The organism is Methylobacterium sp. A49B (genome assembly GCF_053346215.1).
In genome coordinates this window covers 102,739-116,121 of record NZ_JBKFBO010000117.1, presented here as the reverse complement: position 1 = coordinate 116,121, position 13,383 = coordinate 102,739, and the positions used below count along the sequence as shown (strand labels likewise).

The following is a 13,383-nucleotide window of genomic DNA, read 5'->3' as shown; positions in this document are numbered from 1 at the left end:
GCCCTCTCGGCCTCCGGGCGTCAATGCACGTCGACGCGGGTCCTGTCACGCGCCGCGTTCCAGGCGGCGGCCAGATCGAGGAAGTTCTTTACGATCTCCGTCCCGTGCTGGGAGCGGATGCTCTCCGGATGGAACTGGACGCCGTGGAGCGGGCGCTCGGTGTGTTCCAGGCCCATGATGAGACCGTCGGCCTCGGCGGTGACCCGAAGCGATTGCGGGCAGCTCGCACGATCGACCACGAGCGAGTGGTAGCGCGTGGCCTCGAAACTGTCGTTCAGGCCGCGGAAGAGTCCGCGGGCGCCGTGCCGGATTGTCGAGACCTTGCCGTGCAGTGGCAGCGGCGCCCGGACCACGTCGCCCCCGAAGGCCTGCCCGATCGCCTGGAGGCCGAGACACACGCCGAAGATCGGGATTTCCTCCGAGAGGTCGCGCACGACGTCGAGGCATATGCCCGCCTCGTTGGGCGTGCAGGGGCCCGGCGAGAGCACGATCGCGTCCGGCGCCTTCGCGCGGATCTCGGGGACGGTGAGCGCGTCGTTGCGCACCACGTCGATCGCGCCGCACAGCGGACCGATCAGGTGGACCAGATTCCACGTGAAGGAGTCGTAGTTGTCGATGACGAGGACGTTGGGCATCGCGGCGGCACGCTCGGGCATGGGCGCGATGTGACCGCTCGGGGCGGAGCGGTCAACCATGCACTGCATCTGGCGACCGGCTTCGATCGGGGTGTCGTTTACTGCCCGCGCTTCGCCTGCGCGGCGAACCGCACCGCCTCCTCGGCCGCCCGAAACAGCGCCTTGGCCTTATTGACGCATTCCTGCTGCTCGGACGCAGGATCCGAATCGTAGACGATCCCGGCGCCGGCCTGGACGTGCATCCGCCCGTCCTTGACCACGGCGGTGCGGAGCACGATGCACGTGTCCATCTCGCCGCGCGCGCCGAAATAGCCGATGCAGCCCGCGTAGGGCCCGCGCTTCTCGCGCTCCAGTTCGTCGATGATCTCCATGGCCCGCACCTTCGGGGCGCCCGAGACCGTGCCGGCCGGGAACCCGGCCGCCAGGGCATCCAGCGGGTCGTGCCGCGGATCGAGGTCGCCCTCGACGTTCGACACGATGTGCATCACCTGGCTGTAGCGCTCGATGAAGAACGAGTCGGTCACCCGTACGCTGCCGATCCGCGAGACGCGGCCGGCGTCGTTGCGACCCAGGTCGAGCAGCATGAGGTGCTCGGCGCGCTCCTTGGGATCGGCAAGGAGTTCGGCCGCGAGCGCCGCGTCTTCCGCCGGGGTCGCGCCGCGGCGACGGGTGCCGGCGATCGGCCGCACCGTCACGGTGCCCTCCCGAACCCGCACCAGGATCTCCGGCGACGAGCAGACGATCTGGAAGGCTTCGAAGTCGAGGTAGCAGAGGAACGGCGCCGGGTTTGTGCGCCGGAGCGAGCGGTACAGGCTGAAGGCCGGCAGGGTGAACGGGGCGGAGAACCGCTGAGACAGCACGACCTGGAACACGTCGCCCGCGACGATGTACTCCTTGGCCCGCGCGACCATGGCGAAGAAGTCGTCCGGCGGGGTGTTCGAGACCGGCTCCGGATGCGCGACCGCCGAGAGGTCCACCCGGGCCTCGATCGGAAGCGGTCCCTCGAGCGCGGCGGCCACCCGGTCGAGGCGCTGCAGCGCATCCTCGTAGGCCGCCCGGGGCGCGACGCCCGGCGCGGGCCGCACCGGCGAGACGACGGTGATGAGATCGCGGATCGAGTCGAAGACGACCATCACCCGCGGGCGGATCAGGATCGCGTCCGGCACGCCCAGGGGATCCGGATTCGGCTCCGGCAGCCGTTCCATGGCGCGGACCATGTCGTAGCCGAGATAGCCGAACAGGCCGGCGGCCATCGGCGGCAGGTCGCCATCCGCCGCGTCGCCGATGGCGCTCTCGGCGATCAGAGCCCGCAGGCTCGCGAGCGGGGCGCGGTCGTCCGATACGAACTGGGTCAGGTCGGCATCGCGGGCGATGGCCGCCGCGCCGTCCTGGCAGCGCCAGACCAGGTCCGGGTCGAGCCCGATCATCGAGTAGCGACCGCGAACGGCACCGCCCTCGACGGATTCGAGAAGAAACGCGGAGCCCGCGTGCCGATCCCGCAGCTTGAGGAAGGCAGCGACGGGCGTCTCAAGGTCGGCCACGAGGGTCAGCGCGACGAGACCCGGCTGGCCAGCCTCATAGCGTGCCGCGAAAGCCGCGTAGTCAGGCGCCTCGGCCATGCCTCAGTACTCGCCGCCCAACGCCCGGCGCAGGGCCGTCGCGTCGACCTTCACGCCCGCGTTCTTCTGGACCTCGCCGATGTACTGCGACAGCACATCGTCGGCGAGCGCCGCCTGGAAGCTCTGGGTGATGGTCTTGTCGCTCGGGCTGTCGGCCACGAAGGCCGGCATCGTCGCCGCCGTGACCTTGAACACCGCGCGCGAATCGCCCGCCGCCGCCGTGCCAGCCTTGCCCACCGCCGTCGCGAAGATGAGGTTGACGTCGTCAGCGGTCAGCATGTCCTTGGCCTGATTGCGCGCGAGATCCTGCACCTCCTGCGCGTTGACGCCGACCTCTTGGGCCACCGCCTCGATGGTCTCGCCCGTGTTGAGCTTCTCGACGAGCTCGCGCCCCTTGGCCTGGAGGCGCTTCGCAATCTCGGCGGCGGTCCAGCCGGCCTTCACGCCGTCCTTGACCTGATCGAGGGGCTTGTCGTGCGCGGGGTCGATGTTGGTGACGTCGTACCAGACGTAGCCGCCCGCCTTGGTGCGCAGGGGCTCGTTATCGCCGCCGATCTCGGCGCGGAACAAGGCCGGCAGGGTCGTGTCTGGATCGGGGATGTCGGCGACTTTGCGGCCCTCCGGATCCTTGCCCTGGGGATCGATGGCCTTCACGGTCACGATCTTGAGCCCGCGCTCGACGGCGATGTCGGTGAGCGGCTTGGCGCCCGCGCGCTGGTCCTCGATGGCGTCGCGGGTATTCTCCATGGCGTCGCGCGCCCGGGCCAGAGCCAGCCCCTTGCGGATCTCCCCCTCGACCTGGTCGAAGGGCTTCACTGTCCCGGACTCGATCTTGGTCACCCGCAGCAGCACCGTGCCGAACCGCCCCTGGACCGGCTGGCTCACGCCACCCTCCGGCAGCGCGAAGGCGGCGTCCGCCACGGCCTTGTCGAACAGTTCGCTCTTCGTGAGCGTGCCCAGCGTCAGGTCCTTCTCGTCGGTACCCCGCTCGGTCGCCACGGCCTCGAACGTCTTGGAGCCGTCCTCGATCGCCTTGCGGGCGGTCTCTGCGGCGGCAGCATCGGGGAAGACGATCTGCTGGATCGTGCGCTTCTCCGGGCTGCCGTAGCGGTCCTTGTTGAGACCGTAGGCGGCGCGGGCGTCGGCGTCGGTGATCGCGTCGGGCTTCGCCATAGCCTCCGGATCGACCACGAGGAGATTGGCGGAGCGGAACTCCGGCGCCCGGAATCCCGATTTGTTGGCCTCGTACCAGGTCTTCAGCTCCTCGTCGGTCGGATCCGGGATCTGGCCGGCGGTGGAGGGCGTCAGCATCAGGTAGGCGGCGGAGCGGCGCTCGGTCGTGTAGCGATGGACTGCCTCGCGCATCGCCACCGGCACGTGCAGATCGGACGAGACAGCCTCGGCCAGCTGCAGGCGGGCGATGACCGAGCGCTGCTCGCGCACGAACATCCCCTCGTTCAGGCCGGCGCGTTGCAGCGTCTGGTAGAAGAGCTGCGGCTCGAACTGTCCCTGCGCGTTCTGGAAGCTCTTCTCGTCGTGAATCGCCCGGATCACCGCGGAATCCGGCACCGCGAGGCCGAGATCGTGCGTCTTCTGGTCGAGGGCCGCCTCGGTGATGAGCTGGGACATGACCTGCCGGTCGAGGCCGAGCATCCGTGCCTGATCGGGGGTCAGGGCGCGCTTCAGCTGCGCCTGATAGCGCTGCAGCTGGTTCTGATAGGCCTGACGCACCTGCTCGGCGGTGATCGGCGTGCTGCCGACGGTGGCCACGCGGTTGCTCGCGCCGCCGCGGAAGAACTCCTCGACGCCGTAGATGCCGACACCGGCGATCAACAGCGTGAAGATGACCGTCAAGATGATCTTGCCGAGCCAGTGCTGGGTTGCGTTGCGGATGCCCTGAAGCATGGTCTGTGATCGAATACCTTCGGCAGCCGCCCGTCGCCGGAGCGGCACCATCCCCGAGAGCCGACCGCGATAGACCATTCGGGTCCACAGGCAAAGGCTTGGCGGCCGAGACCTGTTTGCACGCTCAAGCTCGCTCTGGTAGGCCCCGGCAACGTCCGGCAGGCGGCGTGGCGCGAGGGCAGGAATGACGCAGTCGGGACGCAGGCCACTGGTCGCTGGCAACTGGAAGATGAACGGCACGCGGGCTTCGATCCAAGTGGTCGAAACGATCCGCGACCGGCTCTCGCAGGAGCTCGCTGGCCGGATCGACGTCCTGATCTGCCCACCCGCGACACTGATCAGCTCTTGCGTGGCGGCGTCTGCGGGCTCGCCCATCGCCATCGGCGGACAGAACCTGCACGCCCGCGAGAGCGGCGCCTTCACGGGCTCCATCTCGGCCGAGATGCTGGCCGATCTCGGCGCCAAGTACGTGATCGTCGGGCATTCCGAGCGGCGGGCCTACCACCACGAGACCGACGACGGCGTCCACGCTAAGGCGCTGGGCGCCCGCCGGGCCGGCCTGTGCGGCATCATCTGCGTGGGCGAGACCATCGAGGAGCGCGAGCAGGGCCGCGCCCTCGACATCGTCCGCGCCCAGCTCGCCATCGGCCTGCCGAAGGGCGCCAAGGCGACCGACACGGTCATCGCCTACGAGCCTGTCTGGGCGATCGGCTCGGGCCGCACCCCGACCCCGCGCGACATCGCGGAGGTCCACGCCTCGCTGCGCGAGATGCTCGACAAGCTCGTTGGCGACGAGGCGCAGAAGATCCGCATCCTCTACGGCGGCTCGGTGAAGCCGGGGAACGCCAAGGAGCTGCTGTCGGTCGACAACGTCGACGGCGCGCTGGTCGGCGGCGCGAGCCTCGTGGCCGAGGACTTCCTTGGGATCTGCGCCGCCTACGCGTGAGCGCGCTCGCGCCCTCGTGACGAGCTGAGGAAAGCTTAGATCAAGGACCCCGTCGACGTAGAGCAACGACCCGCGCCGTCAGTTCGGGGCGCCGAAGGCGAGCCCGGAATCCAGAGCCGCTGGCGGTGAAAGTTCTTGCTCGTCGGCGGTTCTTGATCCCGGGTGCCGCTACGCGGCCCCGGGATGATGCGGAGCGGTGGCATCGGTCCGTCATACCTGGAAAAGCACATTCGACGCGGGCGTTGTGCGGTAGCGGCCAGGGACGGAACCTTTGGCAGAAGGAGTGTCGCGAGGCGCGCGAGATCCGACTTCGTGGCGCCGCTCAAACGCTCCGCTCCGGAGAAAGGTCGAACGGCGCCGATCTCAGATCTTGAACGCCTGACGGGCCAGCAGCCGCCAGCGCCCGCCATCCCGGTGCCAGACCTGCATCACGCCGATATGCACCGGGGACGTCTTGCCGTTCGAGACGCTCTCGCCGGTGAAGACGTGCCGGGCGATGGCGTCGTCGCCTACAACCGAGACCGACCGGTCCGACAGGGTGATGCTCGGGAAGCTGGCGCGCTTGGCGGCCAGCGGCGCGATGAAGGCCGCCTTGTCCTGCACCAGCCCGCTGGAATGGCCGTAGCTCAACCCGTCGAGGGTCAGAGCCTCGAGTGCCGGCCCGTCCCCGGCCAGAAGGGCCTGGGTCAGGGCATCGACCGCCGACTCCACAGCGTCGGCCTCCGGGCTCGCGGCGCTTCCCGGACCCGTCCGCAGCAGGACGGGCGTTGCGAGAGCAGCGGCCAGCGCTGCGCGGCGTGAGATCGGCATGGCTTCCTTCCGGGACGGGACGGCCCGTTGGCGGGCCGTCCTTCCCTCGCAGACAGAGCACAGGCCGCGGGATGGCGCGAGACCCGCGGGCGACAGGCGCGACCCGATCATAAAGTTGGCGCCGGATCGCGAGTGGTGTATGGCCGGCGCAGATTTGTGGCCGATGCCGAGGGCAGCGGCCGCCGCGCGCCCGTGCCGGTCCCTGCGACCGGCCTGCCGGGATCGACGCGCGGACCTGAAGACGTTTTCGGAACACCGATGCAGACCGTCCTGATCGTCGTCCACCTCATCATCGTGCTCGCGCTGATCGGCGTCGTGCTGCTCCAGCGGTCCGAGGGCGGCCTGGGTCTGGGCGGCGGCGGGAGCGGCGGGGTGGCCGGCTTCATGACGGGCCGCGGACAGGCCAACGCCCTGACGCGGGCGACCGCGATCCTGGCGGCGCTGTTCTTCGCCACCAGTCTGATGCTGGCGATCCTGTCACACCGCTCGGCGGCGCCGAAGTCTATCCTCGACACCGGCGCGCCGCAGACATCGGGCCAGCCCGCCAAGCAGCCGACCGGCGCCGACAACCTGCTCGACACGCTGCGCCAGCAGCAGGACCGGGTTCCGGCCACGGCTCCGGCCCAGCCCGCGACCCCAGCTCAGCCGGCGGTTCCGGACGCGCCGCAATCCCGCTGACGGCCTGCGCCGGGAGCGGCGCAGCGTCTCATCGCGCTTTTTGACGAATCGGCGTCAGCCGGTTCGTGCCATGCGTTCCGCGATCCCCAGCCCATGCACGGGCCGGGGCATCCGTCGTTTGGCAAACGCCAGCAGCTTCTTTATGGACCGACGCCCATGACGCGGTACGTTTTCATCACCGGCGGCGTGGTTTCGTCTCTTGGCAAGGGGCTCGCCTCGGCGGCCCTCGCGGCGGTGTTGCAGGCCCGCGGCTACCGGGTCCGGATGCGCAAGCTCGACCCCTATCTCAACGTTGATCCGGGCACGATGAGCCCGACCCAGCACGGCGAGGTCTTCGTCACCGACGACGGTGCCGAGACCGACCTCGACCTCGGCCATTACGAGCGCTTCACCGGCGTTCCGGCGAGCCGGGCCGACAACATCACCACCGGCCGCATCTATCAGGACATCATCGCCAAGGAGCGGCGCGGCGACTATCTCGGCGCCACGATCCAGGTGATCCCGCACGTCACCAACGCCATCAAGGACTTCGTCCTCGACGGCAACGACAGCTTCGACTTCGTGCTCGTGGAGATCGGCGGAACGGTGGGCGACATCGAGGGCCTCCCGTTCTTCGAGGCGATCCGTCAGCTCGGCCAGGAGCTGCCGCGCGGCACCTGCTGCTACGTCCACCTGACGCTGCTGCCCTACATCCCGTCCGCGGGCGAGCTGAAGACCAAGCCGACGCAGCACTCCGTGAAGGAGCTGCGCTCCATCGGCATCCAGCCCGACATCCTGCTCTGCCGCTGCGACCGGGACATCCCCACCGACGAGCGGCGCAAGCTCGCGCTGTTCTGCAACGTCCGCGAGACCGCGGTGATCGAGGCGCGGGACGTGGCCTCCATCTACGAGGTGCCGCTCTCCTACCGGACGGCCGGGCTCGATCGGGAGGTGCTCGGCCATTTCGGCCTGGAACACGGCGGCGAGCCGGATCTCGGCCGCTGGCGCACGATCGCCGAGCGCGTGCGCAACCCGGAAGGCGAGGTCTCTATCGCCATCGTCGGAAAGTACACGGGCCTGAAGGACGCCTACAAGTCGCTCACCGAGGCGCTGACCCACGGCGGCATCAGCCACCGGGTGAAGGTCAACCTCGAGTGGATCGAGGCGGAGGTGTTCGAGCGCGAGGACCCGGCGCCCTTCCTCGAAGGTCTCAACGGCATCCTGGTTCCGGGCGGGTTCGGCCAGCGCGGCGCCGAGGGCAAGATCCGGGCGGCCCGCTACGCCCGCGAGAAGCGCATCCCCTATCTCGGCATCTGCTTCGGCATGCAGATGGCGGTGATCGAGGCCGCCCGATCCCTCGCGGGCATGCCGGAGGCCAATTCCACAGAATTCGGCGAGACCGCCGAGCCGGTGGTCGGCCTGCTCACCGAGTGGCTGCGCGGCAACGAACTGGAGCGGCGCGCCGCCGCCGGCGACCTCGGCGGCACGATGCGGCTCGGCGCCTACGAGGCCAAGCTCGATCCGGAATCGAAGATCGCCCAGATCTACGGGTCCGAGCAGATCTCGGAGCGGCATCGCCACCGTTACGAGGTCAACATGGCCTATCGCGAGCGGCTTGAGGCCAAGGGCCTGCGCTTCTCGGGTGTCTCGCCGGACGGGCTCCTGCCCGAGACGGTGGAGCATGTCGGGCACCCGTGGTTCATCGGCGTGCAGTTCCACCCGGAGCTGAAGTCGCGTCCCTTCGAGCCGCACCCGCTGTTCAAGGGCTTTGTCGGCGCGGCGATCGAGCAGAGCCGGCTGGTCTGAGGGGGCTCGGGGCGCGGCGGCGCGCCGCTCCTCGCAGGACGGTCCCGCACCCTATATGGACGGGGCCGTGACCGAGATCCTCTTCTACCACATGCAGCGTCAGCCCTTGGAGAAGGTGTTGCCGAACCTCGTCGAGCGCTCGCTGGACCGCGGCTGGCAAGCGGCCGTCCAGGCAGCCAGCGAGGAGCGGCTGCAAGCTCTGGACGATCATCTCTGGACCTACTCCGACGAGAGCTTCCTGCCGCACGGCACCGACCGCGAGCCGGATGCCGGGAGTCAGCCCGTGGTGCTGACCCTGCGCGACGTGAACCCGAACCGAGCCTCGATCCGCTTCCTGGTCGAGGGCGCCGATCTCCCGCCCGATGCGGGTGCCTACGAGCGGATTTGCATCCTGTTCGATGGAACCGATCAGGACGCCCTGCTGCGCGCCCGCGAACAGTGGAAGCAGGCGAAGGATGCGGGTCATGCGGTCGCTTATTGGCAGCAGGACGATTCCGGGCGCTGGAACAAGAAGGCCTGACCGTGACCCTCAGCATCCGTCTCGCGGGCACCGCCCTCGCCCTAACTCTGGCGCTGGCCGCACCCATGCGCGCTCAGGATGCACCGCACGGCCATCCACAGGGGGAGTCGCGGCAGGAGGCCCGGCCGGCGCCGCGCGGTCCGGAGGGGCGTCGTCTGCCGCCCGACTCGACGACCAAGCACAGCCTGACGCTTCCGGACGGCAAGACGCTCGACTTCACCGCCACGGCGGGAAGCCTGCCGCTCGTCGACGAGGCCGGCAAGCTGCAGGCCGAGATCGCCTACGTGGCCTACACGATGGCACGCGAGGCCGGTCGCGCGCGGCCCGTCACCTTCGCGGTCAACGGCGGCCCGGGCGCGTCGTCGGCCTATCTGAACATCGGCGCGATCGGCCCGTGGCGGCTGCCCGTCGGCAAGGACAGCATCAGCCCGTCGCAACCGGTCACGCTGTCGCCCAACGACGGCACGTGGCTCGGCTTCAGCGATCTCGTCTTCCTCGACCCGGTGGGAACCGGCTACAGCCGCGCCTCCGACGGCAACGGCAAGACTTACTGGTCGATCGACTCCGACGCCTCGACCCTGGCGGCGGTGATCGCCCGCTATCTGCGGGTGAACGACCGGATGGCGAGCCCGAAATTCTATGTCGGCGAGAGCTACGGGGGATTCCGCGGGCCCCTGATCGCCGAGAAGCTGCAGGAGGATATCGGCGTCGGCCTGTCGGGAATGGTCCTGCTCTCGCCGGTGCTCGATTTCGGCTGGCTCGAGACGCCGCGCGCCAATCCGTGGGGCTACGTGCTGAAGCTGCCCTCCCTCGCGGCCGGCGCGCTGGAGCGGGCCGGCACCGTGCCGAGGCCGAACCTGCTGGCCGACGCGGAAGCCTACGCGTCGGGGCCCTACCTGGCGGACCTCCTGAAAGGGCCGGGCGACGCGGCTGCGGTGGCGCGGATGACCGAGAAGGTCGTGCCCCTCGTCGGCCTCGACGCCGGCCTCGTCCGCGCCCAGGCAGCGCGGCTCACGACGCGGAGCGTCCAGCGCGAGATCGACCGGTCGGACGGCCGCGTGACGAGCGCCTACGACACCGGGATCACCGGTTGGGATCCGAATCCGGAGGCCGCGCAATCGAGCTTCGAGGATCCGCAGCTCACCGCCCTACAGGCGCCGCTCACCAGCGCGATGCTCGATCTCTACGCGCGCACGTTGAAGTGGCCCGTACCCAACATGCGCTACGAGCTCCTCAACAACGCCGTGAACCGCGGCTGGTCCTGGGGGTCGGGGCGTCAGGCTCCGGAGGTGCTCTCGAACCTCAAGGGCGCGCTCGCCCTCGACGGGCGCCTGCGCGTCCTCGTCGCCCACGGCTTCACCGATCTCGTGACCCCCTACTACGCTTCGAAGCTGCTGCTCGCGCAGGTTCCCGCCTACGCCGCCGGCCGCCTCAGCCTTTCGGTCTACCCGGGCGGGCACATGTTCTACACGCGGCCGGATTCACGCACGGCATTCCGGACGGACGTGGAGCGGCTCTACGCGGACGCTGTCCGGGCGCGCGACGCCGAGAGCGCGCCGGCCGAGCGTTCCGCGGACCGGCCCTGAAGCCCGCCAGAATTTAAAGCGAAGCTGAGGGCCTCCGCGAATAGCGACAGATCCTCGGCCACCAAGGCAAGCGCGCCGGGTTACTTCAGCACGAGGCCAGCCGCCGGAAACGGGGGCATGCGGTCGTCGGCCCGGGCGGGCGGGAGGGTCGCCGCACGCGTGGCCGGCGAGCCAGGTCCCATCGGTCGAGGTCCTCGCCGGCCCGAAGCACGATCCGCGACATCGTCCCGATGGCGCCGCCCGGCGCAGACCCTGGATCCTGCGCAGGATTCCACCGCGTCTCCGTTGTGCGGAGGCTGTCATGCGTCTACAACGGTCCCGTGACGGTGCCCCGGCGACGGGGTGAAAAGGGAATGCGGTGAGGGGTGCGAACCTCGAATCCGCGGCTGCCCCCGCAACTGTGAGCGGCGAGTGCCTGCCAGAGTGCCACCGGAGCGATCCGGGAAGGCGGCCGGCGCGCAGAGCCGCGAGCCAGGAGACCTGCCGTCACGACAGGATCCCGAAATGCCGCCGGTGGGGCGGCTGGAGACAGGCAGATGACCACTTCGACCCTCGCCCCCGCCGCCCTCGGCACCCGCGCCGCCGAACGTCCGGTCGCCGTCGCGCTCGCGGCCGTCCTGGGTCTCGGCCTGCTCTTCATGGTGGGCTTCTCGCCGGCGATCGCGTTCCACAGCGCGGCGCACGATTTCCGCCACACCCAGAATTTTCCCTGTCACTGACGCCCGCGTCCCAGGGATGATCATCCGGCTTCTGTCGGCGGCTCTGGCCGCCGGCTTCATCGCGGCTGCCGTCGTGAGCGGTCTCGAACTCACGCTGACCTCGCCGCTGATCCTCGCCGCCGAGCGCTACGAGCATGCCGAGCCCTCCCATCAGGCCTCGAAGGCGCTGCCGATCGTGCTCGCCCATGGCGGGCACGAGCACGCCACGCCCGAGGCAGCGCCGGAATGGCAGCCCGCGGAGGGCCTGCCGCGCATGGCCTTCACAGCCCTGGCGACCCTGGTCGGCGGCGTCGGCTACGCCCTGCTGCTCGGCGCCGTGATGCTCGCCTGCGGCCGCGAGCCGACGCCGCCGACCTGCCTCGCCTTCGCGATCGCGGGCTTCGCCAGTGTCGCCCTGGCGCCGGGCCTCGGCCTGCCTCCCGAACTGCCCGGCAGCGAGGCCGCGCCCCTGGCTGCCCGTCAGGCGTGGTGGGTGATGACCGCGGCGGCGACCGGCATGGGACTCTACCTCATCGCGATCCGCCGCTCGCTCATCGCGATCCTGGGCGGCCTCGTCCTGCTGATCGCGCCGCACGTGGCCGGCGCGCCCCAGCCCCCGACGGGCGCCTCCGAGCTTCCGGCCGCCCTCGCCGCCCAGTTCGCGGCCCGCTCCCTGGCGATCAGCTTCGTCTTCTGGGTCATGATCGCGCTCGGGTTCGGCTGGGCGTGGCAGGCCTTCGCCCGCGACAACGCGCGGGGTTCTGCCCGTGCCTGAGACGATCCTGTATGTCTGCACCACCTGCCGCCGGGAGGGCGACGATCCGGACGGACCCCGCGCTGGCGCCCGCCTGCTCGATGCCCTAAGGGCGCGGGTCGGCGACGCGCAGCAACTGCGCATCGAGCCGGTGGAGTGCCTCTCCGTCTGTAAGCGGCCCTGTACGGTGGCGGTGGCGTCGGCCGGCCGGTGGACCTACGTGTATGGCGATATGGATCCCGCCGCCTCCGCCGAGACGATCCTCGGCGGCCTCGGCGCGTACGCCGCCACGACGGACGGCATCGTGCCGTGGCGCGAGCGCCCGGCGGCGTTTCGCACCGGCGTCATCGCCCGCATTCCCCCCTTCCCCGAGCCCCGCCCGCTCCCGGCCGGCACCCTGGAGGCCGCCGAATGACCATCGTGTCTAAGATCCCCTGCACCATCGTCACGGGGTTCCTGGGAGCCGGCAAGACCACCCTGGTTCGCCACGTGGTCGAGAACGCCAAGGGTCGCCGCCTCGCGATTCTGGTCAACGAGTTCGGCGATGTCGGCTTCGACAAGTCGTTCCTGGCGGCCTGCGGCGTCGAGGGCTGCACCGAGGACGCCATCGTCGAGCTGCCCAACGGCTGCATCTGTTGCACGGTGGCGGACGACTTCGTGCCCGCCCTCGAGACCCTGCTCGCGCGCGCCGAGCCGCCGGAGCACATCCTGATCGAGACCTCGGGTCTCGCCCTCCCCAAGCCGTTGGTTCAGGCCTTCCAATGGCCGGCGATCCGCTCGCGCGTGACGGTGGACGGCGTCGTCGCGGTGGTTGACGGGCCGGCGGTGGCGTCGGGCGCCTTCGCGGAGGATCCGGCGGCCCTGGAGGCCCAGCGTGCCGCCGATCAGTCGGTGGACCACGACAATCCGCTGGAGGAAGTGTTCGAGGATCAACTCCTCTGTGCCGACCTCGTGGTGCTCAACAAGGCCGACCTGATCGACGCGCCGACACGCGCCCGCGTCCGCGCCGAGGTGGAGGGCCATCTGCCCCGCGCCGTGAAGGTGGTCGAGACCGCGAACGGCGTCATCGATCCCCGGGTGCTGCTGGGTCTCGGTGCGGCGGCCGAGGACGATCTCGACGCGCGGCCTTCGCACCATGGCGAGGGCGAAGACCACGACCACGACGATTTCGAGACCGTGGCGTTGCCGATCCGCCCGGCAATCACGGCCGGTGACCTCGCGGCCCGTGTAGAGCGGGCGGCGGGGACGGACGGTGTGCTGCGGATCAAGGGGTTCGCGGAGGTTGAGGGCAAGGCGATGCGCCTCGTGGTGCAGGGGGTCGGACGCCGCGTCGTCCACCACTTCGACCGGCCCTGGCGGGCGGGCGAACCGCGCGACGGCACGCTCGTGGTGATCGGCTTGAAGGGCTTCGACCGGGACGCGGTCGCCGCGGCGCTCGCGGGATGAT

The 13,383-nt window shown here is 70.1% G+C and carries 13 protein-coding genes and 1 riboswitch; of the genes, 9 read left to right on the top strand and 4 right to left on the bottom strand.

Annotated elements, in window-relative coordinates:
- Window positions 1-20: 20 nt before the first annotated feature.
- From ACLBX9_RS21840 to ACLBX9_RS21830, 3 genes are all read right to left on the bottom strand, one after another.
- Entirely contained in the window at window positions 21-635 is a 615-nt protein-coding gene (locus ACLBX9_RS21840) for an anthranilate synthase component II (RefSeq protein ID WP_039892524.1), read from the bottom strand.
- A gap of 98 nt (window positions 636-733) precedes the next feature.
- On the bottom strand, window positions 734-2,254 hold the full coding sequence (gene trpE / locus ACLBX9_RS21835; RefSeq protein ID WP_447720401.1) for an anthranilate synthase component I: 1,521 nt from the start codon (window positions 2,252-2,254) through the stop codon (window positions 734-736).
- 3 nt (window positions 2,255-2,257) lie between these two features.
- On the bottom strand, window positions 2,258-4,159 hold the full coding sequence (locus ACLBX9_RS21830) for a peptidyl-prolyl cis-trans isomerase (RefSeq protein ID WP_447720400.1): 1,902 nt from the start codon (window positions 4,157-4,159) through the stop codon (window positions 2,258-2,260).
- 184 nt (window positions 4,160-4,343) lie between these two features.
- On the opposite strand from ACLBX9_RS21830, the gene tpiA reads away from it, so the two are divergent.
- Window positions 4,344-5,105: a triose-phosphate isomerase gene (tpiA, locus tag ACLBX9_RS21825; protein ID WP_010682267.1), complete on the top strand. Its 762-nt coding sequence runs from the start codon at window positions 4,344-4,346 to the stop codon at window positions 5,103-5,105.
- A 363-nt stretch (window positions 5,106-5,468) separates the two neighbouring features.
- Here tpiA and ACLBX9_RS21820 read toward each other — a convergent pair whose 3' ends face one another.
- Window positions 5,469-5,915, bottom strand: a complete 447-nt coding sequence (locus ACLBX9_RS21820; RefSeq protein WP_447720399.1) for a nuclear transport factor 2 family protein — start codon at window positions 5,913-5,915, stop codon at window positions 5,469-5,471.
- A 258-nt stretch (window positions 5,916-6,173) separates the two neighbouring features.
- Between ACLBX9_RS21820 and secG the strand changes: the two genes are divergently transcribed.
- The 8 genes from secG (at window position 6,174) to cobW (ending at window position 13,382) form a co-directional block, all read left to right on the top strand.
- Window positions 6,174-6,593: a preprotein translocase subunit SecG gene (secG, locus tag ACLBX9_RS21815; protein WP_192706774.1), complete on the top strand. Its 420-nt coding sequence runs from the start codon at window positions 6,174-6,176 to the stop codon at window positions 6,591-6,593.
- A 156-nt stretch (window positions 6,594-6,749) separates the two neighbouring features.
- Window positions 6,750-8,378 (top strand): CTP synthase, encoded by a 1,629-nt coding sequence (locus ACLBX9_RS21810; protein ID WP_010682270.1) that lies wholly within the window; start codon window positions 6,750-6,752, stop codon window positions 8,376-8,378.
- 67 nt (window positions 8,379-8,445) lie between these two features.
- Window positions 8,446-8,898, top strand: a complete 453-nt coding sequence (locus ACLBX9_RS21805; protein WP_039892526.1) for a DNA polymerase III subunit chi — start codon at window positions 8,446-8,448, stop codon at window positions 8,896-8,898.
- 2 nt (window positions 8,899-8,900) lie between these two features.
- On the top strand, window positions 8,901-10,484 hold the full coding sequence (locus tag ACLBX9_RS21800; RefSeq protein ID WP_447720398.1) for a S10 family peptidase: 1,584 nt from the start codon (window positions 8,901-8,903) through the stop codon (window positions 10,482-10,484).
- Window positions 10,485-10,791: 307 nt separating this feature from the next.
- Window positions 10,792-10,986, top strand: a riboswitch (cobalamin riboswitch).
- Window positions 10,987-11,020: 34 nt separating this feature from the next.
- Window positions 11,021-11,203, top strand: coding sequence for a CbtB domain-containing protein (locus ACLBX9_RS21795; RefSeq protein WP_447720397.1), 183 nt, complete (start codon window positions 11,021-11,023; stop codon window positions 11,201-11,203).
- 16 nt (window positions 11,204-11,219) lie between these two features.
- Complete coding sequence (locus ACLBX9_RS21790) at window positions 11,220-11,957, top strand: CbtA family protein (RefSeq protein ID WP_447720396.1); 738 nt, start codon at window positions 11,220-11,222, stop codon at window positions 11,955-11,957.
- Complete coding sequence (locus ACLBX9_RS21785) at window positions 11,950-12,351, top strand: DUF1636 domain-containing protein (RefSeq protein WP_010682275.1); 402 nt, start codon at window positions 11,950-11,952, stop codon at window positions 12,349-12,351. Before ACLBX9_RS21790 ends, ACLBX9_RS21785 begins: the two co-directional genes overlap by 8 nt.
- A complete protein-coding gene (gene cobW / locus ACLBX9_RS21780) occupies window positions 12,348-13,382 on the top strand; it encodes a cobalamin biosynthesis protein CobW (RefSeq protein ID WP_010682276.1) in 1,035 nt (344 codons plus the stop codon). The genes ACLBX9_RS21785 and cobW overlap by 4 nt, the downstream gene beginning before the upstream one ends.
- The last annotated feature ends 1 nt before the right edge of the window (window position 13,383 follow it).

What these genes read in the sequence shown, in the direction of transcription:
- ACLBX9_RS21840 (WP_039892524.1), bottom strand. Translation starts at nt 635, where the DNA reads ATGCCCAACGTCCTCGTCATCGACAACTACGACTCCTTCACGTGGAAT.
- trpE (WP_447720401.1), bottom strand. Translation starts at nt 2,254, where the DNA reads ATGGCCGAGGCGCCTGACTACGCGGCTTTCGCGGCACGCTATGAGGCT.
- ACLBX9_RS21830 (WP_447720400.1), bottom strand. Translation starts at nt 4,159, where the DNA reads ATGCTTCAGGGCATCCGCAACGCAACCCAGCACTGGCTCGGCAAGATC.
- tpiA (WP_010682267.1), top strand. Translation starts at nt 4,344, where the DNA reads ATGACGCAGTCGGGACGCAGGCCACTGGTCGCTGGCAACTGGAAGATG.
- ACLBX9_RS21820 (WP_447720399.1), bottom strand. Translation starts at nt 5,915, where the DNA reads ATGCCGATCTCACGCCGCGCAGCGCTGGCCGCTGCTCTCGCAACGCCC.
- secG (WP_192706774.1), top strand. Translation starts at nt 6,174, where the DNA reads ATGCAGACCGTCCTGATCGTCGTCCACCTCATCATCGTGCTCGCGCTG.
- ACLBX9_RS21810 (WP_010682270.1), top strand. Translation starts at nt 6,750, where the DNA reads ATGACGCGGTACGTTTTCATCACCGGCGGCGTGGTTTCGTCTCTTGGC.
- ACLBX9_RS21795 (WP_447720397.1), top strand. Translation starts at nt 11,021, where the DNA reads ATGACCACTTCGACCCTCGCCCCCGCCGCCCTCGGCACCCGCGCCGCC.
- ACLBX9_RS21790 (WP_447720396.1), top strand. Translation starts at nt 11,220, where the DNA reads ATGATCATCCGGCTTCTGTCGGCGGCTCTGGCCGCCGGCTTCATCGCG.
- cobW (WP_010682276.1), top strand. Translation starts at nt 12,348, where the DNA reads ATGACCATCGTGTCTAAGATCCCCTGCACCATCGTCACGGGGTTCCTG.